Origin of the sequence: Yersinia rochesterensis (assembly GCF_003600645.1) — a bacterium.
In the GTDB taxonomy this organism is placed as follows: Bacteria; Pseudomonadota; Gammaproteobacteria; order Enterobacterales; family Enterobacteriaceae; genus Yersinia; species Yersinia rochesterensis.
This window is the reverse complement of the sequence record NZ_CP032482.1, coordinates 2,764,816-2,789,143: the sequence shown is the minus strand read 5'-3', so window position 1 is coordinate 2,789,143 and position 24,328 is coordinate 2,764,816. Positions and strand designations below refer to the sequence as shown.

Genomic DNA, 24,328 nt, shown 5'->3' with positions numbered 1-24,328 from the left:
TTTCTTTTCTTCTCCTCTCCTCTCTGTCTGTTCTTGACGCCCTCCCTTTAACCTATCAAAATGATAGGTACAGAAGAGAGGGGTAATTGAATGGAATCTAATACACCTTCGCGCTATCAGGGAATTTCTATCAGAGAATTCCCGCTTAGCTCTATTTCAGCGCGTAAAATAGTGAATGATTTGGCGATGAATCATACTGGCCGCATTCGTATGAGCACACATGCTAAACAAAGGATGTCTGAACGGCGCGTAACACTGAGACAAATTTTACATGTGTTTGCCAGCAAGCACAGTCGGTTTACTGAAGTGCCGCACCAAACTGCGGCTGGCGATTGGAAGTTCAACCTGCAAGGTATTGCTGCTGGGGATGTGCTTGAAGTCGTTGCTGTACTGAAACGGCATGAGGATATACCCGCTGTGTATGTTATTACGGTGATGATTAAGTAAGGGAGAGAAAGTCATGTATCACTACACGGAAAGTGGATTAACCACAGTGTGGTTGGCTAATGGTTATCACTATGACGTTATTGATGGTGAGCAGTTTACCAGTATTGATGATGTGGATGGTTTGCATCGCCTTATTGGCAGAGTATTGGTCAATCGCTGTAATCCATTAGTTGCTGATGAAATCCGATTTATACGGATTGAAATGAATATGTCTCAAAAAGCACTCGCGACATTACTTGGCGTGGATGTACAAACAGTTGCCCGTTGGGAGAAGGGACGAACCAGTTTGCCAAGAACAGCAGATGTCGCTTTGCGGGCGCTTTATGCGGAATCTATTGAGGAAACCAGTGATGTGGGGCATTTCTTGCGCATATTGGTGGATTCTGAAGTACAACAATCTATGGAAAGATTAATTTTTGAAGAGCGCGGCCATGTGTGGCAACGTACGGCTTAGCGCTGGTACTGTTGACTTACGGTAGGAATATTGCCATTCCTACCGTATTTGTCTTATTAAACCTTAGCCATTCAGCGCTTGTCCTAAGTCTGCAATCAAATCTTCGGTATCTTCAATCCCGACGGATAAACGCAAGAGTTGCGGAGTAATTCCGTGTTTTAAGCGGGTTTCCAGTGGGATTGATGCATGGGTCATGCTATAGGGTTGGCTGATTAAGCTTTCGACGCCGCCAAGACTTTCAGCCAGAGTAAACAAATGTGAGCGCTTAATGACGGCGCGAGCAAACTCATCATCGCCTTTCAATCGCACCGAAATCATGCCACCAAAACCGGCCATCTGTTTGGCGGCCAGCGCGTGTTGCGGGTGACTTTTCAGCCCCGGATAATACACATTTTCCACCTGTGGCTGTTGCTCTAGCCATTCGGCGATGCGCTGTGCGCTCTCATTATGTCGCGCCATGCGCAAAGCCAAAGTGCGCAAACCGCGTAATGTCAGGAAGCTACTGAAAGGGTCTAAAATCCCGCCAACCGCATTGTGTAAAAAGCCCAATTGCTCTGCCAGTTCAGGATTATTCCCTACGGCGGCGACACCGGCAACAACATCGGAGTGGCCATTAAGGTATTTGGTGGCTGAATGCACCACAATATCAAATCCTAAATCTAGCGGGCGCTGAATATAAGGAGAGGCAAAGGTATTATCGGCCACACTAATCAGTTGATGTTTTTTAGCAATAGCGGCAATGGCAGCCAGATCCGCCAGTTTTAACAATGGGTTAGTTGGCGTCTCCACCCAGATCATTTTGGTATCAGGCAGAATGGCTTGTTCCAATGCGGCGGTGTCCGCAGGAGAGACATAAGTTACCCGCAAACCGGCGGTGCGGCTGCGTACTTTCTCCAGCAGGCGGTAGGTGCCGCCGTATAAATCATCCACAGCAATGATATGGCTGCCTTGATCCAGCAGTTCCAGCACAGTTGAGCAGGCGGCCAGACCGGAGGCAAAGGCATAACCACGAATGCCGCCTTCCAATTCTGCGATCGCCTTTTCCAGCGCGGTACGAGTAGGGTTGCCACTGCGGGAATATTCATACCCAGTATGCTCGCCGGGGGCGGGTTGCGCGAAAGTGGAGGTCGCGTAAATCGCGGGCATCACTGCACCGGTACTATCTGGAGTATAACCGGCATGGACGGTTAGGGTATCGAACTTTGCCATGATAAAAATCCTTAATAAGAGAGAATTAAGCCAGCTTTTGACGCCAGGTATTCAAAACATCAGTGCGAGTAATCAGGCCGAGGAATCGCTCACCATCCAGGACTACCGCCACATGACCGTCATTAAAGGTTGTCAACAGAGACTGATAATCGGCCTCTTTTTGTAATGTATTGACCTGACGAGTCATTGCGCTGCTGACGGGGTGTTTGAAATGGGAAGCATCGGCTTGTACCGCATTCAGTAAATCCCATTCGTCAATCAGCCCGACGACCTTTTCGCCATCTAATACGGGTAACTGGGAGATGTCATAGAGGCGCATCCGCGCGTGAGCAACAGCCAGTGTGTCTTGCGGCGAGACCGAAATCGTCGCCCCATCCTCATGGCTATAAGTGATGTAATCGCGCAAATCACCCAACTGAGGTTTACTCAGCAATCCTTGTTCCAACAGCCAGTAATCATTGAACATTTTGGACAGGTATTTATTGCCACTGTCACACACAAAGGTGACTACCCGTTTTGGCGTGGTTTGCTCGCGGCAATAGCGCAATGCCGCCGCCAGCAAGGTGCCGGTTGAAGAACCCGCCAATACCCCTTCTTCGCGTAACAGGGTGCGCGCGGTGCTAAAAGCTTCTGCATCATCAATGCTGTAGGTTTTTTTTACCTGCGAGAAGTTACTCAGTGGCGGGATAAAGTCCTCGCCAATCCCCTCGACCAGCCAACTACCGGCATCGCCAATATGATCGCTGTCGACAAAATCCGCTAAAATGGAGCCGGCGGGGTCTGCCAGTACAAATTCAGTCGCGGGTGAAACCTCGGAGAAATAGTGGCTGAGGCCACTCAGGGTGCCGCTGGAGCCGACGCCCACCACAATGGCATCAATGTGTTCGCCCATTTGCTGCCACAGTTCCGGGCCAGTTGAGGTGCGGTGCGCCGCAGGGTTGGCCGGATTATTGAACTGGTCAATATAGAAAGAACCCGGTGTTTCCTGCGCCAAGCGCAGAGCATAATCCTGATAGTAAGCCGGATGCCCTTTGCCCACATCGGAGCGGGTCAGCAGCACTTGCGCACCTAATGCCCGCAGATGGAAAATTTTCTCTTGGCTCATTTTATCCGGCACCACCAATACCAGCTTGTAGCCTTTTAGCGCGGCGACCAATGCTAACCCAAGGCCAGTATTCCCCGCAGTGGCTTCAATAATGGTGCCGCCCGGTTGTAGCAAACCCTCTTTTTCTGCCTGTTCAATCATCGAGAGTGCGACCCGGTCTTTAATCGAACCACCGGGGTTTTGGTTTTCTAACTTCACAAATAATTGGCACGGGCCGGTATCAAAGCGGGTCAGTTCCAAAAGGGGGGTGTGGCCGATAAGATCAAGCACCGAGCGCGGGATAGCCATTATTGACTCCAGTAAAAATTGAGTTAACAGAATGAGTTTGGTTAACAAGCTTGAGGGGATAATAGCGCTAGCGGCTTACGCACTAAAAAGAACAAATAACCCATCTATATTCCTTTTTGGAATATGTTAGTGAGTTTTTAGACGTTTAGGTGCTTAGATGTCGGAGCGTTCAGACGGGAAGATGGTTAGCCGTATAGCCATCAATATTGAGTGAAAACAGCGTCTTTACAAAACAAAACGTAAAACTATGCCCAATTGGGGTGGCAATGGGATAAATTTAGAAAAGGGACTGGAATATGGCTAAGCTATTATTTCGGTGTCAGTTAAAAAACGTGACTGTTTCGCTAATTGGACAGTGGTTTTTTCTGGAAATACCACTTATTTCCGATTACTTGCAAGGATACTCTGGCGACCTCATGATGAAATTTATTCTCCCGTTCAAGCTAAAAAAGCTGACTTTCAGTGCTGGTTTATTGCTCTTGGCACTGCCTTATGCACATGCAGCTGACTCTCCGGTGCCGCCTACAATAGAGGCTAAAGCCTATGTATTGATGGATTACAATAGCGGAAAAGTGCTGGCTGAGGGGAACAGTGACCAGCGCCTTGACCCGGCCAGCCTGACAAAAATCATGTCCAGCTATGTGATTGGGCAGGCGATTAAAGCGGGTAAAGTGCATCCGGATGATTTAGTGACTGTCGGTAAAGATGCCTGGGCCACGGGTAACCCGGCATTACGCGGCTCCTCATTGATGTTTTTGAAACCGGGCGATCAAGTGAAATTGTCCGATTTGAATAAAGGCATTGTTATTCAGTCTGGTAATGATGCCAGCATTGCGCTGGCTGATTATATTGCCGGTAGCCAGGACAGTTTTGTTGGCTTGATGAATAAGTACGCCAAAGCGCTCGGCCTGAATAATACCAATTTTATGACAGTGCATGGCCTGGATGCTCCGGGGCAGTACAGTACCGCGCATGATATGGCGGTATTGGGGCAGGCGCTCATTCGTGATGTTCCGGACGAATATGCCCTACATAAAGAGAAAGAATTTACCTTTAATAAAATTCGGCAGATAAACCGTAATCGGCTGTTATGGAACACAAATATTAACGTCGATGGTATGAAAACCGGTTTTACCACCGGTGCCGGACATAATCTGGTAGCTTCAGCGACCGACGGGCCGATGCGGTTGATTTCTGTCGTGCTCGGCGCACCCAGTGATCGAGTACGTTTCAGTGAAAGTGAGAAACTGCTGACTTGGGGCTTCCGTTTCTATGAAACCGTGGTGCCGATTAAGGCCACGAAACCTTTTGTGACGCAGAAAGTCTGGTTTGGTGACACCGGGCAGGCTGAGCTGGGTGTGGCCGAGGATGCCGCCATCACCATCCCAAAAGGGCAGATGAAAAATCTGAAAGCCAGTTATAAGCTGAATGAAACAGAATTGCGCGCGCCATTGGCGAAGCATCAAGTGGTCGGGACTATTGATTTCCAACTGAATGGGCAAACTATTGATCAGCGCCCGCTGGTGGTATTAAACGAAGTCAAAGAGGGCGGGTTCTTCAGCCGCATCTGGGATTTTGTGATGATGAAAATCAGCCAGTTGTTTAGCTAGTCTTTTAAATTATTGATTAATAAGAGAGGGCAGCTATCAAGCCGCCCTTTTTATGATTTTTCAGAGAAATCAGTTACAGGCTACAACCTTGATGGCCAAACCACCACGGGAGGTTTCACGGTATTTTGAGTTCATATCTTTGCCGGTTTCATACATCGTTTCGATGACTTTATCCAGACAGACACTTGGCTCACTGGTGCGGCGCAATGCCATACGCGCCGAGTTGACGGCTTGCACGGCGGAAATTGCGTTACGCTCAATGCATGGCACCTGAACTTGCCCAGCCACCGGGTCGCAAGTCAGCCCCAAGTTGTGCTCCATGGCGATTTCAGCCGCGATACAGACTTGAGCCGGGCTACCGCCCATCAATTCAGCCAGACCCGCGGCAGCCATGGAACAGGCCACCCCGACTTCTCCTTGGCAACCCACTTCAGCGCCAGAAATGGATGCGTTCATTTTATACAACGCACCAATAACACCTGAAACCAGGAAATAGCGACTGTAGGAATTCTCATTCACTGGGCGAATGAATTTATCGTAGTAAGCCAGTACCGCCGGGATAATCCCGCAAGCCCCGTTAGTCGGTGCTGTTACTACGCGCCCACCCGCGGCATTTTCTTCATTGACGGCCAAGGCATACATATTGATCCAATCGACAACCATCATCGGGTCGGCATTATGTTTGTCTGTGGTGACCAGCATACGGCGCAATGCAGCAGCACGACGCGGGACTCTCATTGGGCCGGGCAATAACCCTTCAGTATTAATACCGCGTTCAATACCGGCCTGCATGACATCCCAAATGGCAGCAAAGTGCGCGCTTATCTCGGCTTTACTGTGCAGCGCCAGCTCATTTTTCATCACTAAGCCAGATAAAGATAAACCGGTATCTTTACAATGCTTTTGCAAATCACGGGCAGAATTGAATGGGTAGGGTACAGCCACCGCGTTACTGTCTTGCTGACCAAAATGAGCTTCATCGACAATAAATCCGCCGCCGATGGAGTAATAGGTTTTGCTGAAAAGACATTCATCACCCGCGTGTGCGCTGATGGACATGCCATTTTCATGCAACGGCAAGTTGGTTTCATGGAAGTTCATCCCGCCGTTTGCCAGGAAATCAACTTCGTGGCTGCCATTGGCCAGCAACAGACGCTCGCGTGCTGCTACATCACGGATAAACCCCGGAATAGCATCAATATCAACAGTATCGGGCAAATTCCCCGCCAGACCCATAATAATGGCGATATCAGTATGGTGGCCTTTACCGGTCAGAGACAAAGAGCCGTAAACATCAACAGTGATTCGGGTGACGGCAGAAAGATGCCCCAGTGTGATTAAATCATCGGTAAACAGCTTGCCAGCCTTCATCGGGCCGACGGTATGAGAGCTGGAAGGACCAATACCAATCTTGAAAATGTCAAAAACGCTGACCATATATTAGCCTCTTAAAGGTTCTAATTATTAAATTATTTACCCCCGTCATACTTCAAGCTGCATGTGTGTTGGCAGTCTTCGCTCCCCAAAATCATTGACTGGCGTCAACTCATCGGGATTTACTCAGTAGCCGCCTTCCTGCAACTCGAATTATTTGGGGTGTACATTGCCGTGGAATAGAGAGCCGATGCGGACGCACCGGCTTTTGAAACAATTATCAGTGGACGATAATTCGCTGGCCGTGGAGGTTGGCCAGCGTCAGTATCATTTACCGAACAGGCTGAACAAGATTGCAGAGATAGCAATAAGGCCCATGATGACGACGAATACGTTACTGACTTTACCGCTGTATTTGCGCATCGCTGGAACTTTATGGATGGCGTACATTGGCATCAGGAACAACAGCATCGCGATGATTGGGCCGCCCAAGGTTTCAATCATGCCCAGAATACTTGGGTTCATGGTTGCTACGATCCAGGTGGTGACCAACATGAATATTGCAGTAATGCGGTTCAGTTTGTCATGATTGATTTCTTTGCCTTTGCTGCGCAGAGATTTGATCATCATGCCATTGAAGCCTTCACGTGCGCCCAAGTAGTGGCCCAAGAAGGATTTGGTGATAGCGATAAAGGCAATAACTGGCGCCATGTAGGCAATCATTGGGGTATTAAAGTGGTTAGCCAGGTAAGACAGAATGGAGATATTCTGGCTTTTCGCTTCTGCCAAGTCCGCTGGAGACAAGCTCAGGACACAGCTGAATACGAAGAACATTACGGTAACAACCATCATGATGTGAGCAAAAGCTAAAATGCGGGAGCATTTTTTCTCAGCATCAACACCATATTCTTCACGTTTTGCTACAGCAAAGGCGGAGATAATTGGGGAGTGGTTGAATGAGAACACCATTACCGGAATGACCAGCCACAGTGTCATCCACAGGCCACTACCGGTGCCGTTACCATCGATTGATACATGCTCAAAAATGGCACTTGACCAGTTAGGGATCAGGTAAACCGCCAGCAGCATCAATACCGCAACAAATGGGAATACCAGAATACTCATTGCTTTCACAATGGCGTGCTCACCAAAGCGCACGATAGTCATCAGGCCGATGATAAGGATCAGCGACAGAATGGCACGTGGCGGTGATGGCAGATGCATCTGGTGGGTAATAAAGCTATCAACGGTGTTGGTAATCGCCACACTGTAGACTAACAAAATTGGGTAGATAGCGAAGAAGTAAAGCAGAGTAATCAGCTTACCCGCGCCTTGGCCAAAGTGCTCTTCAACCACTTCAGTGATGTCTTCACCAGGATTTTTACCTGACAGCACGAAACGGCACAGGCCGCGGTGTGCATAAAATGTCATCGGGAAAGCAATGATCGCCATAACAATTAGCGGCAGCAGGCCGCCGATACCGGCATTGATTGGCAGGAACAAAACGCCCGCACCGATAGCTGTACCGTACAGACCCAGCATCCACATGGTGTCACTTTTACGCCATGTGCTTGATGAAGTTTTTCCCGTGGAGGCAATGGTGCCCGCTTGAGTAGTGTCCATGAAAAATCTCCAATGTGAACACGTTAATTTAAAATTAAGAGCCGAAAGTTAAGTTCCTGTAATGCCTTATTTAGCGACACTATCAGGCAAAAAATTCAGTCAAAACGATTTGTTTAAAATGGGTGCCCTGGTTATTACTTGGTGTCGTAGTCGTGATTTAAGCCTAAACGTTAAAGTGCAAGATTTAACCGATTTTAAGTGAGTAAATTCGCTTCATCGGCTATTTTTGTTGTTCTGAGAGGAACAGTAGTTTTTGCTGGCGGCAAGATAGCGATTTGTAGTGAAAACTACCGTGATCATGCTCGCAAATGCTCAATAAACTCGCCCTATGTAATTTGTTGCGAATTTACAACTGATTGTTAAGTAAATGTTTGCAAGTTATCAATAAGAGTAATTAAAACGCACTTTTCTTATTGAGCAATAAACAAGCAACTATTTTTTTCATCCCCTCTTTCTTGGTGGGCAATATATTTTAACCACGCTTGTGAATCTAGTGAAAATCAGGTTTTTCACTGATTTATTGATGAATGTCATTAATTTAAAATAATCAAATTAAACTAACTTATTGATATTTATTGTTTTTATATTTTATTTTTGATTCGTGCGGGCAACTGAAGTTGATGGTGATATAAGCAAGGAAATAAGAATATAACAATATATCTCATTGTTCGGCAGAATAAGTCAGAGGGTGACTATTGGCATTTTATGGTTTATTTGTCATATAAAAAATGGCAGCGGGTTATTTGTCTGACAATAAGATAACGCTATTCTTTTACTCGATCGTATTAAAATAACGCCAAATGTTAAATTAATTTACCTTAAATTAAAATATTAGCGGATATTAATTCTACAATGGAATTGCGTTTTAAAAATATTATAAGTAAAAATGACTTATAACCATAATTAAAAAATGGTTATTTTGATTAAATATAATTCAATTTTTAGCTGAGAAATGTACGGGTAGGACTGCCCACCCGGTATTTAAGCGGTTAAGATTTTGCTGCAATATCAAGCCTAACAGTAGGTTTTGATATTATGCTGTAAAAAAAACTGACTAAATTCACTATTAGGTTGGCGGTTGGTCACGACAGAGTCAAACAGTGTTAATGCGCCGATACTGGCGGGTTTTATTTTGCCAAACTTACTGTGGTCAGCCACCAGGATTTTATGCTGAGATTTGGCAATGGCTCGGTGCTTTACCAGGATTTCGTCGAAGTTGAAACAGGTGGCGCCATACTCAATGGAAATACCAGCCGCAGAGATAAACGCTTTGTTCGGGCAAGCATTATCCAGCTCATTATGCTGGCTGATAGGTGTGAAAATGTAGTTATTAGGTTTGAATTCACCACCACATAAAATCACTTTGCAATTAGGTTTATCTTGTAGGGACAGGAACGTATTGAGGGAATAGCAGATGGCAGTAAAATGCAGCTCTTCATCTATCTCGTCGATTATCGAAGGAATTGTGGTGCCACAATCGAAAAAAACGGTGTCATTTTCCACGATAAGAGGTGCCGCCAACTGGCCGATTCGGCGTTTTTCTTCGACTTGTTTGGCTTGCTGGTCAGAGACAAAGTAGTTATTGGCATTATTGCTCTTAGGGTCCATCACCACATAACCACCGAGTAAAATGACGGAGGTGGGTTCAGCACTCAGATCCCGCCGAATCGTCATTTCTGAAACATGCAGCAGATTAGCGGCGTCTTTCAGATGGATTTTGTCGGAACGCTTAAGGGCCTGACTAAGTTTATTGATACGTTCTGCACGGCGAGTTTCCATAAGCTTTCCCTGACGAGTTATTTTCAAGACCATTAAATGTAAAGCAAAGAGTGCCAGACAGTGCATGACAAATACAGTACATAGCCAATAAATAAGCCCGGCAATAACCGGGCTTGATATCCATCATCCTCCAAGTTGCCCGCTTATTGACTGCCGCGTGTCAGCACCTTGAAATCTATTAGAGATATACTAAGTTAGTAGCTTGATGCAGATGCTTGCTGGCCTGAGACGATTGCCACACCAGAGCTGGTGCCAATTCGTGTCGCTCCCGCTTTAATCATTGTTTCTGCTGTAGCGCGATCACGCACCGCGCCGGAGGCTTTAACACCCATTACTGGGCCTACTGTGGCGCGCATCAATTTGACATGGTCTTCTTTAGCGCCGCCGGTGCTGAAACCTGTTGAGGTTTTAACAAAGGCGACATCAAGCTCACGGCACATTTCACAAACTTGTACGATTTGTGCATCACTGAGCAGACAAGTTTCTAATATTACTTTCAACGGTGTGGAGGCGCAATTATCTCGCACCGCCTTGATGTCGGCTTTAACTTCGGCAATTTTGCCACTTTTCAACCAGCCAACATTGATAACCATATCAATTTCTTGTGCGCCAGCTTTGATGGCCGCCTGAGCTTCAAAAGCTTTTGCTTCGGTCAGACCAGCACCCAGTGGGAACCCAATGACTGAGCACACTTTAACCGCAGTGCCCGCTAACTGCTGAGCCACGACCGGAACATACCCAGAGTTAACACATACAGCATAAAAATGGTGCTGTTTAGCTTCTTCACACAGTTTAATAATTTGTTCTTCAGTGGCATCCATTGCCAATAGGGTATGGTCAATATAATTAGCGTAATTGATCGTCATGATTATTATCCTTTATTCGTCTGTAAGTTGGCTCTTTTGTTATAATAGTAACATTTACAGTAAAAAACAAAGCCATTCTCACATTATTAGCTATTTTTGATTTTTTTTTGTTATTTAAATTACATTTCTGAGTGGCTAGCTAGTGCGTGAATATATTGGGATGGATATAATTGATTGTTTTTAATCATGATGTTTGGCGACATTGCCAGCATTTAAGCTGCTGGCAATGTGAGATTAATAACGCGAGGTATTAGCTTCTGACCCATCCTCTGCGGATAGGCAAGGCAAAAATTACATAATAAATGCGCTTCAGCCCATCTGAAATAGCCTCGCCGAACAAGTTCCACACCAACTGTGCGAACAGGCAGCCGACAATTCCCAGTAAAAATCCACCCACCATATCTAATGGCCAATGCACACCCAAATAAATACGTGACCATGCAATCGCAGCGGCGATAATCATCATGCTGATAGCGGACCACAGTTTGTGCCAGAACACAAAGGCGAGAGCAAAAGTGAAAATAGCGGTTCCGTGGTTACTGGGGAAAGAGCTGTCAGGTGCATGACTCATAAAATTATAGCCAAAACCGACGACAAAAGGCCGGTCATGAGGAATAAGCATCCCGATGCAAGCGGCTGAAAGCATAGAAAAAGCAAGCGCGATGGCGGTTTTGATCACTAAGGTTCGCTGCGAATCCATGGTGTTTTTCGGCCCCCATAACCACAGACCCACTAATGATATGGGGATAATCATAATCAAATCGCGTGCGATAAAAGTCGCAAAAGAAATCATCCATGGTGATGATGCTGGAGTCGCATTTATCATGGAAAAGAAAAAGTAATTTATTTGTTCAATCATTCTCTACCCTTAGCACGGTTGTAATAACCGCTTATCATCCAATACACAGCCAACTGACTAAGCCAAACCCACCAACCTGCCCACAAGTTATGGCTAAGAAAATGCGCTCCGCGCATGATTTGCCCAAAACCCATTAACATGCCAAGACTCACACCGGCGAACCAACACAATAAAGCCCACTGTGGACGCTCGGGGTAAAACAAGAAAAACAATGCCATTACTGCAAAACCACTGGATGCATGGCCGCCAGGGAAACAGTGACCAGGGCCAGCACCGATCGGAGCAGTCCCCATCAGCAGATAGCTGAGGGATTTACCGCCATACTCCACAAGATCCCAAGGGCATGAATGCGCGCTGGTAGCTTTTAGAATCCCTATCACCAGCGGGCCGACGCCAAATAACAACATCGCGGCCACTAAGCGCCCATTGCGGCGATAAATGCCCCATAGCAATGTGATGATGGCAGCACTGATAATGGTGATTTTCAATAACCGATGGTTCAGTAAATCCAGCCAATAATTATTTTCCCATGGAAAATGTTGTGAGGCGGGATCAAACCAATAATTACTGATAAGCCAATCCAGCTGTGCGTTGCGGGATAACCAAAGAAACAGTAATCCACTGATCAAAAATGCAAAAGCCTGCCAAAAATAAAAGGATAACGGCAGCGAGTAAAGGGAGTTTGTCCTAATTGTTAGTGTTGTTGAGGTATTATTTAATGTCGATGTAATGGCGTCAGATAGAGAGGCGGGTTTATTGGTCTTCACAAAATAGCCCGGAGCAGAAGTAGTGGTGGTCGTACTGTAATAATTTCGTCTTAAGAAAGCCTTAAGGGCGATGAGAATGGGGGACTCAAATTCCAGACAAGAAAAAACCCGATAGTCTTGAACCTAAGAAGGCGGGACTATCGGGCTCCTCAATATGGGGACATCAAAGAAAAGCAGTGGCACTAAATCAGACCCCAGTCTGGTAAGAAAGTTCTAGGGAAATGAAAAAAGGTTAAAATAATGTTTAGCTTTGTCTCGAATGTCTTTTTTAGTGCACTAGCCTAATATTCCCGGCCAGACAATGACGATTAATGAACCCGCCAATGTCAGTAACACGTTCGCAATGGCATAGGTACCGGCGTAACCTAATGCAGGGATGTTACTGCGAGCCGTATCACTGATGATATCCATGGCCGGTGCGCAGGTACGCGCGCCCATGATTGCGCCGAAAAGCAAGGCGCGGTTCATGCGTAATACATAAGCGCCAAAGATAAAACAGATAACCACGGGGACCAAACTCACGATCAAGCCGGAAATCAGCATTTGCCCGCCCACGGCACCCAGGCTGCTATTAATACCGCCACCTGCACTTAGCCCGACGCCCGCCATAAAGACCATCAAGCCGAACTCTTTCACCATATTTAGCGCCCCTTGCGGGATATAGCCGAAAGTCGGGTGGTTAGCCCGTAAAAACCCGAGCATGATGCCGGCCATTAACAGACCGGCGGCATTACCAATACCAAAACTGAAATTACTGAATTGGAAAGTAATCAAGCCAATCATTAATCCCAAAATAAAGAAGGCGCAGAATGCCAGCAGGTCGGTGACCTGGCTGTGAATGGAGATAAAGCCAATTTTTTCTGCCACGCTTTTGACGCGCCGAGCATCACCGCTGACTTGCAAGACATCGCCTTTATTCAACACCACATTGTCATCAATCGGCATTTCAATCTGGCTGCGGATCACGCGGTTCAGGAAGCAGCCGTGGTCGGTCAGTTTTAAGTGGCTGAGGCGCTTACCGACGGCATTGCTGTTTTTGACCACAATCTCTTCAGTAACAATGCGCATGTCCAGCAAATCACGGTCGAATACTTCTTTTCCGTTACGGAAACTGGGATCAAGGCGGGAATGGGCATCGGGATAGCCGACCAGCGAGATTTCATCGCCAACTTGCAGCACCGCGTCACCATCTGGGTTCGCCAAGATACCATTGCGGCGAATGCGCTCGATATAGCAGCCAGTTTGGCGATAAATCCCTAATTCACGGAGGTTTTTACCATCGGCCCACGCCACTAATTCCGGGCCAACGCGATAGGCGCGAATAACCGGCAAATAGACTTTGCGCTGGCTGTCAGTATCAAGGCCGCGCTCACGAGCAATTTGCTGAGCACTGGTCGGCAAGTCTTGATGCTGTAGTTTGGGTAAATATCTCGCGCCTAAAATCAGGCTGACCAGCCCAATAAGATAGGTCAGGGCGTAACCCAGGCTCAGATTATCTTGGGCGTGTTGCAGCGCCGGATTATTGGCGATGGTGTGGCGTAAAGTATCGCCAGCCCCCACCAACACCGGGGTGGAGGTCATTGATCCGGCCAGCATCCCGGCCGTCAGACCAATGTCCCAGCCAAAGAGTTTACCCAGCCCCAGCGCCAGAATCATCGCACTGCCCACCATGACCAAAGCCAGCATCAGGTAGTTTTTGCCGTCGCGGAAGAAAATAGAGAAAAAGTTTGGGCCAGCTTCGACACCGACACAAAAAATAAACAGCATAAAGCCCAGATTCAGTGCTTCAGTATTGATAGTAAAATGCTGTTGCCCAAGCAACAGTGATACCACCAACACACCAATAGCGTTACCTAATTGAATAGGCCCTAATCGCAGTTTACCCAGGCATAACCCCAGCGCTAAAACCACGAATAACAGCAAGATGTAGTTGCCGTTTAACAAATTTGCGACGTTTATATTCACGAGTATGACTTTCTATTCAGCCAGGATAATCCACGATATATACGCCCTTAATGTTAAATCAGAGCGACACATATCTTGTAATTTAAAAACCGTTTAATTCTAAAAAATACCGCCGACAGGATATAAATGTAGGCAATAGCGTGGGTTATTCTAGTCGGTCTGCTGCGAGACAGCCAGTAGTAAGCGGGAAGTTTGGTATTGCCAGAGGGATATGCTTAATTATTAACTAAGTGCAGGGTTATCTGTTGGGAATGAGCCACATAAAGTGACTTTGGTCGGCCTCGATGACTGCGTTGATAGCAATGACAGGTAAGAAAAAAGGGCCGCAATGGCCCTTTTTCGCATAAAACTCATCATTATTGGCACTGCGGCTGTTACTGGCGGCACACCAACGGATCAGTTTGTCTGCCGATTACTTGAACAGGCTCAGATTTTCTTTAGCATAGGCTTCGAAATCTGTGCAACCGCCAATGTGTTTCTCATCGATAAAGATTTGTGGCACGGTTTCTACCGGTTTGCCGACTGTTTTTTCCAGATCAGCTTTGGTTATCCCTTCCGCGTGAATATCGATGTAACGGAATTTAAAATCGTCGCGTTCAGTTTCCAGTTTTTCCGCCAGCTCTTTGGCACGAACACAGTAAGGACATCCAGGACGCCCAAAAATCACAGCAAACATGTAAAACTCCTTGATTAAATTGAGGTAATCACTTCGTCAACAGTTACTGATATATTCAACTGTTAAATAACTTCTAGCGTATTACTCACTCTCACTTGGGTCTACTATGCCCTTTGGTGCAGTGAAAAAAAAGCAGGATTTACCTGTTAATCTGATTAATCCTACCTATTTGCTTCTCGATACTGTTACAAATAGTGAGGATTCAATACACTGGTTAAAAGCGAATAGAGGGCTTGTCGGAGGTAAAAATGCGCTCATTAGGAGATATGCCCCGTATTGTTATCGTGGCAGAAGTGCTGGGGATGTTGTTATTGGTCATGGCCTATTTAAGTATTAATGACTATGTGTCACTACCTGGCTCTATTGGGACACCGGCTGTTGCCATCATGATGATTTTTATCGGGATTGCTTTGATGATCCCGGCGGCAACTTGCATTGTTTGGCGTGTAGCCCATGGTTTTGGCCCGCTATTAGGCAGCGCTGATAGAGTATCCAGGCCACAATCAAAGAAAGAGTTAGAAGAAGCGCGAACCAAAAAAGAGAATAAATCTGGGTAAGGCCATGATTGAGTCTTTTTGGGGACATTAAATTAGTCGGGATTGAAGTGGCGCTGTCGGCCAATATTCCGTAAGCTATTCCACTTTTCATATTATGAGAATCGTGAGGTAGGTAGTTATGGATTCACTCATCGTCCCGGATTTAGCCTTATTACGGCGTTGGCTGGATCAACTCGGTATCTCATTTTTTGAGTGCGATTCCTGCCAGGCACTGCATTTGCCGCATATGCAAAATTTTGAAGGGGTGTTTGATGCCAAAATTGATTTGGTTGATAACATTATCCTGTTTTCAGCGCTGGCCGAAGTGCGGCCGACCGCTTTGATCCCGCTGGTTGCGGACCTCAGCCAAATTAACGCCAGCTCACTGACGGTGAAGGCTTTTATTGATATTCAGGATGATAATCTGCCAAAACTGATTGTCTGCCAGTCACTGACGGTGGAAGTCGGGGTGACATTGGCGCAATTAGGCTATTTTATGCAGCAGTGTGAAGAGCAGATTTCGATGATTATTCTGGAGGCGCGTGCGAACGACTTACTGTTTATTGGTAATAGTGAAGACGATGAGTTGCCGCAAACCGCCACTGCTTACCCTGTTATTCATTAATTGACGGCCGTGCATCAATAATCAGAGTGCTACTGATAGCCAGTGGCACACTGCCATTCCCCCAGTAAACCATAATATATTCTGCTTTTTACCCTCCTTTGCCAGATATTTGTCGCCGTTTATGCCATTAGTGGCGCATTACATAGATAGAATATGCATAAAAAATCGATAAAAGGCGTTTTTTACCCTAGAGTCTGGTGCGGATTACCAACTGCGGTTATGCTGCTCTTTCTGCAAAGGGCATAATATTCCTCCGCAAAATCAGTGATTATCCTTGTTAGGTTAATCATCACCCACAGTGCATAGTCATGCATAGGGTATTTGTGGAAAGAGCGCTCGGCAGGACAAAGGCGTTGTATCCTACGGATGCACATTTATCGCACTAATTTACCCCCTATTTTGGAGGAGTTAACGGATGTTCACCCAACGTAAAAAGTGGTTATCGGGTGTTGCTGCTGGCCTATTAATGGCTGCGTCCGTCTCAGCATCTGCTGAAGAAAAAACACTGCACATTTACAACTGGTCTGATTATATCGCTCCAGATACACTGGCTAATTTCCAAAAAGAAACCGGCATTAAAGTTGTCTATGATGTGTTTGACTCCAACGAGGTGTTGGAAGGTAAATTGATGGCGGGGAGCACTGGGTTTGACCTGGTGGTGCCGTCAGCCAGTTTCCTTGAGCGCCAATTGTCTGCGGGCGTATTCAAGCCGCTGGATAAAAGCAAATTACCGAATGACAAAAATCTTGATCCCGAGTTGTTGACCTTGGTCGGCAAGCACGATCCGGATAACAAATACGCGATTCCGTATCTGTGGGCGACTACCGGTATTGGCTATAACGTCGAGAAAGTCAAAGCGGTGTTGGGGAAAGATGCCCCGGTAAATAGCTGGGATTTGGTGCTGAAACCTGAAAACCTTGAGAAGCTGAAAAGTTGTGGCGTTTCCTTCCTGGATGCGCCAAGCGAGATTTTTGCTACTGTGCTCAATTACTTGGGAAAAGATCCTAACAGTATTCAGGCCACGGATTACACCGGCCCGGCGACTGAATTGTTATTAAAATTACGCCCCAATATTCGTTATTTCCACTCTTCACAATACATTAATGACTTGGCTAACGGGGATATCTGTGTCGCTGTGGGCTGGGCTGGCGATATCATGCAGGCCTCTAACCGCGCCAAAGAAGCCAAAAATGGTGTGAATGTGGCTTACAGTATTCCAAAGGAAGGGGCACTAGCCTTCTTTGATGTATTTGCCATGCCAGCGGATGCTAAAAATCAGGATGAAGCCTATCAATTCCTGAATTATCTGATGCGGCCAGATGTGATTGCCAACATCAGCAACCACGTGTTTTATGCCAATGCCAATAAAGCGGCGACCCCGCTGCTGAACGCAGAAGTCCGTGATAACCCTGGTATTTATCCGCCAGCCGATGTGCGAGCTAAAATGTTCACATTAAAAGTGCAAGATCCCAAAATTGATCGCGTGATCACCCGGGCTTGGACCAAAGTGAAAAGTGGTAAATAAACCATTGGCGGGAATCAGCCGCAGGCGATGAGCTGCTCACTGATAACGCGTTGATGGATAAGTAAAATAGACCATGGTAGGGACAGGGAGTTTATCTTCCTGTTCCTGTTTTTTATTGTGCCGCAGCTTGAATGCGGCCTGTTCTGCTTTCACGGAGAGCACGCTGAGTGAATGATGCCATTCCCCGCCCGCAGCCAAAATCCCAAAAGGTGTTTACACCCTTGTTGGAGATTCGCAATTTAACCAAATCATTTGATGGTCAGGCCGCTGTAGATGATGTCAATTTGACCATCTACAAAGGCGAGATTTTTGCCCTGTTAGGGGCTTCAGGTTGTGGGAAATCCACCCTATTGCGCATGCTGGCCGGTTTTGAACAGCCGACACAGGGCCAGATTGTCCTCGATGGGCAGGATTTGTCGCACGTGCCGCCTTATCAGCGCCCAATCAATATGATGTTCCAGTCGTATGCATTATTCCCGCATATGACTGTTGAGCAAAATATCGCGTTTGGTTTGAAGCAAGACAAATTGCCCACGAATGAAATCAAAAGCCGGGTGGCAGAAATGCTGACACTGGTGCACATGCAAGAGTTTGCCAAGCGCAAGCCCCATCAGTTATCCGGTGGTCAGCGCCAGCGAGTGGCATTGGCGCGTAGTCTGGCTAAACGGCCAAAGTTGCTGTTGTTGGATGAGCCGATGGGCGCGTTGGACAAAAAATTGCGCGACCGCATGCAACTCGAAGTGGTGGATATTCTGGAGCGCGTAGGGGCAACTTGCGTGATGGTGACCCACGACCAGGAAGAGGCCATGACCATGGCTGGGCGCATTGCCATTATGAACCGTGGCAAATTCGTGCAAATTGGCGAACCGGAAGAGATTTACGAGCATCCGAACAGCAGATTCAGCGCCGAATTTATCGGTTCAGTGAATGTGTTTGAGGGCGTATTAAAAGAGCGACTGGATGATGCATTGGTTATCGACAGCCCCGGCCTGCGCCATCCACTGAAAGTAGATTCGGATGCTTCTGTGGTTGACGGCGTGCCTGTTTTTGTCGCCTTGCGGCCAGAAAAAGTGATGTTGTGTGAACAGGTGCCGGAAGATGGCTGCAACTTTGCGGTCGGTGAAGTGGTACACATTGCTTATTTGGGTGATTTGTCCATTTATCACGTGAAATTACACAGCGGACAAATGCTTACCGCGCAGCTACAAAATGGCCACCGTTACCGTAAAGGGATGCCAACTTGGGGTGATGAAGTACAACTTTGCTGGGATGCCGACAGCTGTGTTGTCTTAGGTAGCTGATCGTTTGGGGAGCAAAAATATTGTGATACCAAAATCCACCCGTGGAGCAGCACAACCATCGGCCCGAGCTGTAGGGCCGGTAAAAGCGCTGATTCAACGTTTCCAGATGTCCCATGGCCGGAAATTGGTCATCGGCATCCCTTATTTATGGTTATTCTTGCTGTTTATGTTGCCGTTCCTGATTGTATTCAAAATCAGTCTGGCGGAGATGGCGCGCGCAGTTCCACCTTATACCGATCTAGTGACCTGGCTGGACGGCAAGCTGGATATCTCGCTCAATCTCGGCAACTATCTGCAACTGCTTGATGATCCACTGTATATCGATGCTTATCTACAATCACTGCAAGTGGCGGGGGTATCCACTTTATGCTGTCTGATTATCGGCTATCCATTGGCTTGGGCGATTGCCCATAGCAAATCATCTACACGCAATATCTTATTGCTGCTGGTTATTCTGCCATCATGGACATCATTCCTGATTCGGGTGTATGCCTGGATGGGGATCCTGAAAAATAATGGCATTTTGAATAACTTCCTGATGTGGACCGGGATTATTGATCAGCCGCTGATTATTCTGCACACCAATTTGGCGGTATATATTGGCGTGGTGTATTCCTACCTGCCTTTCATGGTGTTGCCTATCTATACCGCACTGACCCGATTGGATTACTCATTGGTCGAAGCGGCATCGGATCTGGGTGCCAGACCCTTTAAAACCTTTGTCAGTGTGATTGTCCCTTTGACCAAAGGGGGGATCGTGGCCGGTTCCATGTTGGTATTTATTCCGGCGGTCGGTGAATTTGTTATCCCTGAACTGCTCGGCGGCCCGGACAGCATCATGATTGGCCGTATTTTATGGCAAGAATTCTTTAATAACCGTGACTGGCCAGTGGCCTCCGCCGTCGCGACAGTCATGTTAGTGTTACTGATCGTGCCGATTATTTGGTTCCACAAGCACCAAAATAAAGCAGCAGGAGGCGCGGTATGAATAACTTACCGGAAGTGCGCTCGGTCTGGCGTCGGATTATCTTGATTGTCGGCTATACCTTCTTGTATGCGCCGATGTTGATGTTGGTTATATACTCATTTAACAGCTCGAAACTGGTCATTGTGTGGGCGGGGTGGTCTATCCGCTGGTATGTAGAGCTGTTCAATGATTCGGCGATGATATCAGCGGTGGGGTTGAGCCTCACTATCGCCGCGGCTTCTGCCACCATGGCGGTGGTGTTGGGGACGATAGCGGCGGTGGTCATGGTGCGCTTTGGCCGTTTTCGCGGCTCGAACGGTTTTGCTTTTATGCTGACAGCCCCACTGGTGATGCCCGACGTCATTACCGGTTTATCATTATTGCTGCTGTTTGTCGCCATGAGCCATGCAATTGGCTGGCCAGCGGAGCGCGGCATGTTCACCATCTGGCTAGCACATGTGACTTTCTGTACCGCCTATGTGACGGTGGTTATCAGTTCCCGTTTGCGCGAATTAGACCGGTCAATCGAAGAAGCCGCTATGGATTTGGGGGCGACCCCATTGAAAGTGTTCTTTGTGATTACTGTGCCGATGATTGCTCCAGCATTAGTCTCTGGTTGGCTACTGGCTTTTACCCTGTCACTGGACGATTTAGTGATCGCCAGCTTTGTCGCCGGGCCGGGTGCAACGACCTTGCCGATGCTGGTGTTCTCTAGTGTGCGCATGGGGGTGAACCCGGAGATCAACGCGCTGGCGACACTGATTTTGCTGGTGGTCGGGATTATCGGCTTAATTGCGTGGTGGTTTATGTCCCGTTCGGAAAAGCAGCGGTTGCGCGAATTACGCAAAGCTGCCCGCAGTTGATTATTAATAAATGGCTAATTGTGAATAAGTGATTAATTATTAATCAGTGGTTAATTGTGAATAAATAGCTGATTAGCCTGAAAACTGTTAGTCTTTCATTATCTTTTGACGCCGCTTTCGAGCGGCGTTATTGTCAGGGATAACATCAGGTTACAAAACCCGAACCGGGAGACAAACTGGGCAATATGAGATTGTTATTTTCATCCGCCGCCACCACGCCTGTCCCGGTGTTAATCGCCGGAACCGCCATTATTGCGACCCGTTTCCTCGGCGTAATCCTTTTGGTGGCGACGCTGGGCTGGAGAGGTACGGGCAGTTTTATCGCTGAAAGCCTGCAATACTGGGATTCCGCCCTGATCTTTATTGCCAGTATCTTGATCCTGTTGCTGGAAATAGTTTGTGGCGTAGCAGTATGTTTGCGGCAAAACTGGGCGCGCTGGAGCTATTTGGCTTGCCAATGGGTGGTCAGCATCTATTTACTGATGGCGTCACTGGACTGGTTAGAGCTGGATGTCGATGTCTTCCGCATTGATGGCGATACTGGCGCTGAAATTTTACATAGTCTACTGCTACAAAAGATCCCCGACGTGGTGATTCTCGGTTTGTTGTTTTTCCCTTGGCATCGCTATTTTCGGTCGTCAAAATGAGTGTTTAACGTAACACAGTGCTACAATTCGCCCTATCAACGGCCTCGGCCGCACATTCAATTTAATGTCTCAGAACGTTAATATCTAAGAACGGTTAATTATTAATGCATTGCGCACAATATACGGCGGGTAGCTGCCGTTCCTGTCAGTGGCTGGATAAACCTTATCCACAACAACTGGCTGATAAACAACATCATTTAGAAAATCTGTTATCTGGTCACGCCGTTACTCAATGTCTATCGCCGGTTTTCGGGCAGGAAAGTGCTTTTCGTAATAAAGCCAAAATGGTGGTTAGCGGCAGTGTTGAGCGCCCATTATTAGGAATGTTGCACCGCGATGGCACCCCGGTTGATTTATGTGAGTGTCCACTTTATCCCGCCAGTTTTGCGCCCGTTTTTGCAGTGCTGAAAACCTTTATTGCGCGTGCGGGCCTAACGCCTTATAACGTTGCGCGCAAGCGCGGTGAGCTTAAATTCCTGTTATTGACTGAAAGCACTTACAGTGGCGAGTTAATGCTGCGCTTTGTGTTGCGCTCACCCACTAAATTGGCACAGCTACAGGCGGCCTTGCCCTGGTTACAGCAACAATTACCTCAACTTGCCGTTATCTCGGCCAATATTCAGCCGGTGCATATGGCGATTTTGGAAGGGGAGCTGGAAATTCCATTAACTGAGCAGCAGGCGCTACCCGAGATCTTTAATCAAGTGCCGCTGTTCATCCGCCCACAAAGTTTTTTCCAGACAAATCCGCAGGTTGCAGCATCATTGTATGCTACTGCGCGCCAATGGGTGCGAGAGCTGAATATCAATAGCATGTGGGATTTATTCTGTGGGGTAGGGGGTTTTGGTTTGCATTGTGCAGATACTGAAACTCAGCTTACCGGCATTGAAATCAGCGCCGAAGCTATTGCCTGCGCGCGCCAGTCAGCGAGCCAGTTGGGGTTAAAAAATGTCAATTTTGCCGCGCTAGATTCGACGCGTTTTGCCACCACAGAAAAGCAAGTGCCGCAATTGGTGTTAGTAAATCCGCCACGGCGCGGCATTGGTGCCGAACTGTGTGAATATCTCAGCCAAATGGCACCCGAATTTATTCTCTATTCAAGCTGTAATGCCGAGACAATGGCGAAAGATATCAATTTGTTAGCGAACTATCGCATTGAGCGGGTGCAGTTGTTTGATATGTTTCCGCATACCGCCCATTATGAAGTTTTATCCTTACTTACCCTGCGCCCTTGACGCTGTAGGGGTGTTGGCTGCATTCACTTACCCGAATCACTTATTTGAGTAAGCTCATCGGGATGCGTTTTCTTGCCGCCTACCTACAACGCCAATGTCTTTGGGTATACCCTGCGCTCTTGAAGCTGTAGTGCGAAAGTACAAAGGGTATTACTGCGGGAACCACTTATCATTGATAGCCTTATATGTCCCGTCAGCTTTCACCGCTTCAATGGCTTTATTCAGTTTCTCCAGCAACGCGGTGTTATCCGGGCGCACAGCAATGCCAAGGCCGGTGCCGAAGTATTGCGGGTCAGTCACGTGCTCGCCAACTGATGCCAGATTTGGATTGGTTTTCAGCCACTCATTCACTACCGCTGTGTCGCCAAACACCCCGTCAATACGGCCATTTTTCAGGTCAATAATGGCATTTTGGTAGCTGTCATAAGCCACGGTTTGAATTTCTGGATGTTTATCCTGTAAAAATTTCTGGTGCGTGGTGCCGTTTTCCATCCCGATTTTCTTGCCTTTCAGGTCTGCGAAAGAACTGAATTTACCTTTCGGGGCAATAACAATGGCCGAGTTGGCATAGTAAGGCTGGGTAAATGCCACCTGCTTGCTACGTTCCGGTGTGATGTCCATACCAGAGATAACAGCATCATAACGTTTAAATTTAAGCGCCGGGATCAGGCTATCAAAGGCCTGATTGGTGAATGTACAGTTGGCTTCCATCTGCTTACATAATGCTTTCGCCAAATCCATATCAAAGCCGACGATTTCATTATTGGCGCCGATGGATTCAAAAGGCGGGTAGGTTGCTGAAGCAGCGAAACGGATGGTTTCAGCGGCCGTTGCACTGAACACCATACCACTTAAGATTGTCGCCAATAGTAACTTTTTCATGCTTAAACTCCTGTCTGAATTTTTTTAATAGAGTAAGTTCTTAATTATTGATTTTATTATAGCTTGTGATGCTTCATCACGATTTATTCGGATGAATGATGAGGTTTACATTGCCATTTTATGAATTTATATGCAAGTAATGTGATTAAAAATTTAGTTTTTTTATTTTTAAGAGATAAAGAGAGGGATGCTCCGAGATTGGATTGGATTGGATTGGATTTCGGTTGATAGTTTTGTTGTAGTGTTCGGTTGTTAAGGCTCCGCTGTTTACCTGACCTCCGCAGCTTCAACCGAGCAGGAGGGCAAGCCGGCCCTCCTGCACCTGCGGCTTGCGCGAAATATGACTGCTATTTGCAGTCCCCTCCGGCAGCCGTTGGCCTTATCGAGCCAGCGCGATTCGCTCCTGCTCAAGCGCGCTTTTCGCCGCCGTCCATGGCGGCTCACTCGGGCCATCGTCTTTGTCGGTAATATTCCTGATTGCGCTCAAAATCAAAACACTATCTTTAGTTTTTGATTTTATTTTTTGATTTTTAAAGCACATTTGAGCAGCCGAGTGAAGAGTGGAGCCAGGGAAATCCGCCATGGACGGCGGATTTAGGCGTCATGAGCAGGGACGCGAATAAAGCCGTCCCGCCAGCGAAATGATGAATCGAGGGCACCTGCGAAGCAGGCTAGCGATACGTGCGAAGCGCGGGATTGCATAAGGGGCCACGCTTAGGCCCCTT

The 24,328-nt window shown here is 47.1% G+C and carries 23 protein-coding genes; 11 read left to right on the top strand and 12 right to left on the bottom strand.

Going from position 1 to position 24,328, the window contains the following annotated elements:
- Nucleotides 1-90 precede the first annotated feature (90 nt).
- Together DXZ79_RS13035 and DXZ79_RS13030 are read left to right on the top strand one after the other, a co-directional pair.
- On the top strand, nt 91-447 hold the full coding sequence (locus tag DXZ79_RS13035; RefSeq protein WP_038631994.1) for a DUF4258 domain-containing protein: 357 nt from the start codon (nt 91-93) through the stop codon (nt 445-447).
- A gap of 13 nt (nt 448-460) precedes the next feature.
- A complete protein-coding gene (locus tag DXZ79_RS13030) occupies nt 461-901 on the top strand; it encodes a helix-turn-helix domain-containing protein (RefSeq protein ID WP_038631996.1) in 441 nt (146 codons plus the stop codon).
- A 63-nt stretch (nt 902-964) separates the two neighbouring features.
- Here DXZ79_RS13030 and DXZ79_RS13025 read toward each other — a convergent pair whose 3' ends face one another.
- Together DXZ79_RS13025 and DXZ79_RS13020 are read right to left on the bottom strand one after the other, a co-directional pair.
- The gene (locus DXZ79_RS13025; RefSeq protein ID WP_038631997.1) at nt 965-2,110 is read right to left on the bottom strand and encodes a trans-sulfuration enzyme family protein; all 1,146 of its coding nucleotides are present in this window, start codon (nt 2,108-2,110) and stop codon (nt 965-967) included.
- A 25-nt stretch (nt 2,111-2,135) separates the two neighbouring features.
- Nucleotides 2,136-3,503 (bottom strand): pyridoxal-phosphate dependent enzyme, encoded by a 1,368-nt coding sequence (locus DXZ79_RS13020; protein WP_038631999.1) that lies wholly within the window; start codon nt 3,501-3,503, stop codon nt 2,136-2,138.
- A gap of 416 nt (nt 3,504-3,919) precedes the next feature.
- On the opposite strand from DXZ79_RS13020, the gene DXZ79_RS13015 reads away from it, so the two are divergent.
- Nucleotides 3,920-5,113 carry a serine hydrolase gene (locus DXZ79_RS13015; RefSeq protein WP_050291304.1) on the top strand — a complete coding sequence of 398 codons (1,194 nt, stop codon included), beginning with the start codon at nt 3,920-3,922 and terminating at the stop codon, nt 5,111-5,113.
- A 69-nt stretch (nt 5,114-5,182) separates the two neighbouring features.
- Here the strand turns inward: DXZ79_RS13015 and DXZ79_RS13010 are convergent, their stop codons facing one another.
- From DXZ79_RS13010 to DXZ79_RS12975, 8 genes are all read right to left on the bottom strand, one after another.
- A complete protein-coding gene (locus DXZ79_RS13010) occupies nt 5,183-6,550 on the bottom strand; it encodes an L-serine ammonia-lyase (RefSeq protein WP_050291303.1) in 1,368 nt (455 codons plus the stop codon).
- Nucleotides 6,551-6,814: 264 nt separating this feature from the next.
- On the bottom strand, nt 6,815-8,110 hold the full coding sequence (locus DXZ79_RS13005; protein WP_038632005.1) for an HAAAP family serine/threonine permease: 1,296 nt from the start codon (nt 8,108-8,110) through the stop codon (nt 6,815-6,817).
- Between the two features lie 1,014 nt (nt 8,111-9,124).
- Nucleotides 9,125-9,889: a DNA-binding transcriptional repressor DeoR gene (deoR, locus tag DXZ79_RS13000; protein ID WP_038632007.1), complete on the bottom strand. Its 765-nt coding sequence runs from the start codon at nt 9,887-9,889 to the stop codon at nt 9,125-9,127.
- A 194-nt stretch (nt 9,890-10,083) separates the two neighbouring features.
- Nucleotides 10,084-10,755, bottom strand: a complete 672-nt coding sequence (gene deoC / locus DXZ79_RS12995; RefSeq protein ID WP_038632009.1) for a deoxyribose-phosphate aldolase — start codon at nt 10,753-10,755, stop codon at nt 10,084-10,086.
- Nucleotides 10,756-11,005: 250 nt separating this feature from the next.
- Nucleotides 11,006-11,611, bottom strand: coding sequence for an undecaprenyl-diphosphate phosphatase (ybjG, locus tag DXZ79_RS12990; protein WP_162928778.1), 606 nt, complete (start codon nt 11,609-11,611; stop codon nt 11,006-11,008).
- A complete protein-coding gene (locus DXZ79_RS12985; protein ID WP_038639440.1) occupies nt 11,611-12,282 on the bottom strand; it encodes a phosphatase PAP2 family protein in 672 nt (223 codons plus the stop codon). The genes ybjG and DXZ79_RS12985 overlap by 1 nt, the downstream gene beginning before the upstream one ends.
- A 375-nt stretch (nt 12,283-12,657) precedes the next feature.
- Nucleotides 12,658-14,346, bottom strand: coding sequence for an aspartate:alanine antiporter (locus DXZ79_RS12980; RefSeq protein WP_050077825.1), 1,689 nt, complete (start codon nt 14,344-14,346; stop codon nt 12,658-12,660).
- A 412-nt stretch (nt 14,347-14,758) separates the two neighbouring features.
- On the bottom strand, nt 14,759-15,022 hold the full coding sequence (locus DXZ79_RS12975; protein WP_004389584.1) for a GrxA family glutaredoxin: 264 nt from the start codon (nt 15,020-15,022) through the stop codon (nt 14,759-14,761).
- A gap of 248 nt (nt 15,023-15,270) precedes the next feature.
- Between DXZ79_RS12975 and DXZ79_RS12970 the strand changes: the two genes are divergently transcribed.
- The 8 genes from DXZ79_RS12970 (at nt 15,271) to rlmC (ending at nt 22,721) form a co-directional block, all read left to right on the top strand.
- Nucleotides 15,271-15,579: a YbjC family protein gene (locus DXZ79_RS12970; protein WP_038632014.1), complete on the top strand. Its 309-nt coding sequence runs from the start codon at nt 15,271-15,273 to the stop codon at nt 15,577-15,579.
- Between the two features lie 118 nt (nt 15,580-15,697).
- Nucleotides 15,698-16,183 carry a type III secretion system chaperone family protein gene (locus DXZ79_RS12960; RefSeq protein WP_038632015.1) on the top strand — a complete coding sequence of 162 codons (486 nt, stop codon included), beginning with the start codon at nt 15,698-15,700 and terminating at the stop codon, nt 16,181-16,183.
- A 415-nt stretch (nt 16,184-16,598) separates the two neighbouring features.
- Entirely contained in the window at nt 16,599-17,708 is a 1,110-nt protein-coding gene (gene potF / locus DXZ79_RS12955) for a spermidine/putrescine ABC transporter substrate-binding protein PotF (RefSeq protein ID WP_038632017.1), read from the top strand.
- Nucleotides 17,709-17,875: 167 nt separating this feature from the next.
- Nucleotides 17,876-19,009, top strand: coding sequence for a putrescine ABC transporter ATP-binding subunit PotG (gene potG, locus DXZ79_RS12950; RefSeq protein ID WP_038632019.1), 1,134 nt, complete (start codon nt 17,876-17,878; stop codon nt 19,007-19,009).
- 22 nt (nt 19,010-19,031) lie between these two features.
- Complete coding sequence (gene potH, locus DXZ79_RS12945; protein WP_038639443.1) at nt 19,032-19,997, top strand: putrescine ABC transporter permease PotH; 966 nt, start codon at nt 19,032-19,034, stop codon at nt 19,995-19,997.
- Nucleotides 19,994-20,839: a putrescine ABC transporter permease PotI gene (gene potI, locus DXZ79_RS12940; protein ID WP_120011323.1), complete on the top strand. Its 846-nt coding sequence runs from the start codon at nt 19,994-19,996 to the stop codon at nt 20,837-20,839. Before potH ends, potI begins: the two co-directional genes overlap by 4 nt.
- Nucleotides 20,840-21,024: 185 nt before the next feature.
- On the top strand, nt 21,025-21,486 hold the full coding sequence (locus tag DXZ79_RS12935; RefSeq protein WP_038632023.1) for a YbjO family protein: 462 nt from the start codon (nt 21,025-21,027) through the stop codon (nt 21,484-21,486).
- Between the two features lie 104 nt (nt 21,487-21,590).
- A complete protein-coding gene (gene rlmC / locus DXZ79_RS12930; RefSeq protein ID WP_120011322.1) occupies nt 21,591-22,721 on the top strand; it encodes a 23S rRNA (uracil(747)-C(5))-methyltransferase RlmC in 1,131 nt (376 codons plus the stop codon).
- 150 nt (nt 22,722-22,871) lie between these two features.
- Here rlmC and artJ read toward each other — a convergent pair whose 3' ends face one another.
- Together artJ and DXZ79_RS20815 are read right to left on the bottom strand one after the other, a co-directional pair.
- Nucleotides 22,872-23,603: an arginine ABC transporter substrate-binding protein gene (gene artJ, locus DXZ79_RS12925; protein WP_038632027.1), complete on the bottom strand. Its 732-nt coding sequence runs from the start codon at nt 23,601-23,603 to the stop codon at nt 22,872-22,874.
- A gap of 379 nt (nt 23,604-23,982) precedes the next feature.
- Nucleotides 23,983-24,186 carry a hypothetical protein gene (locus DXZ79_RS20815; RefSeq protein WP_038632029.1) on the bottom strand — a complete coding sequence of 68 codons (204 nt, stop codon included), beginning with the start codon at nt 24,184-24,186 and terminating at the stop codon, nt 23,983-23,985.
- Nucleotides 24,187-24,328 lie beyond the last annotated feature (142 nt).

Bases quoted from the DNA above. Each gene is read 5' to 3' on its own strand.
- DXZ79_RS13035 (WP_038631994.1), top strand. From the start codon at position 91: ATGGAATCTAATACACCTTCGCGCTATCAGGGAATTTCTATCAGAGAA.
- DXZ79_RS13030 (WP_038631996.1), top strand. From the start codon at position 461: ATGTATCACTACACGGAAAGTGGATTAACCACAGTGTGGTTGGCTAAT.
- DXZ79_RS13025 (WP_038631997.1), bottom strand. From the start codon at position 2,110: ATGGCAAAGTTCGATACCCTAACCGTCCATGCCGGTTATACTCCAGAT.
- DXZ79_RS13020 (WP_038631999.1), bottom strand. From the start codon at position 3,503: ATGGCTATCCCGCGCTCGGTGCTTGATCTTATCGGCCACACCCCCCTT.
- DXZ79_RS13015 (WP_050291304.1), top strand. From the start codon at position 3,920: ATGATGAAATTTATTCTCCCGTTCAAGCTAAAAAAGCTGACTTTCAGT.
- DXZ79_RS13010 (WP_050291303.1), bottom strand. From the start codon at position 6,550: ATGGTCAGCGTTTTTGACATTTTCAAGATTGGTATTGGTCCTTCCAGC.
- DXZ79_RS13005 (WP_038632005.1), bottom strand. From the start codon at position 8,110: ATGGACACTACTCAAGCGGGCACCATTGCCTCCACGGGAAAAACTTCA.
- deoR (WP_038632007.1), bottom strand. From the start codon at position 9,889: ATGGAAACTCGCCGTGCAGAACGTATCAATAAACTTAGTCAGGCCCTT.
- deoC (WP_038632009.1), bottom strand. From the start codon at position 10,755: ATGACGATCAATTACGCTAATTATATTGACCATACCCTATTGGCAATG.
- DXZ79_RS12975 (WP_004389584.1), bottom strand. From the start codon at position 15,022: ATGTTTGCTGTGATTTTTGGGCGTCCTGGATGTCCTTACTGTGTTCGT.
- DXZ79_RS12970 (WP_038632014.1), top strand. From the start codon at position 15,271: ATGCGCTCATTAGGAGATATGCCCCGTATTGTTATCGTGGCAGAAGTG.
- DXZ79_RS12960 (WP_038632015.1), top strand. From the start codon at position 15,698: ATGGATTCACTCATCGTCCCGGATTTAGCCTTATTACGGCGTTGGCTG.
- potF (WP_038632017.1), top strand. From the start codon at position 16,599: ATGTTCACCCAACGTAAAAAGTGGTTATCGGGTGTTGCTGCTGGCCTA.
- potI (WP_120011323.1), top strand. From the start codon at position 19,994: ATGAATAACTTACCGGAAGTGCGCTCGGTCTGGCGTCGGATTATCTTG.
- DXZ79_RS12935 (WP_038632023.1), top strand. From the start codon at position 21,025: ATGAGATTGTTATTTTCATCCGCCGCCACCACGCCTGTCCCGGTGTTA.
- rlmC (WP_120011322.1), top strand. From the start codon at position 21,591: ATGCATTGCGCACAATATACGGCGGGTAGCTGCCGTTCCTGTCAGTGG.
- artJ (WP_038632027.1), bottom strand. From the start codon at position 23,603: ATGAAAAAGTTACTATTGGCGACAATCTTAAGTGGTATGGTGTTCAGT.
- DXZ79_RS20815 (WP_038632029.1), bottom strand. From the start codon at position 24,186: ATGGCGGATTTCCCTGGCTCCACTCTTCACTCGGCTGCTCAAATGTGC.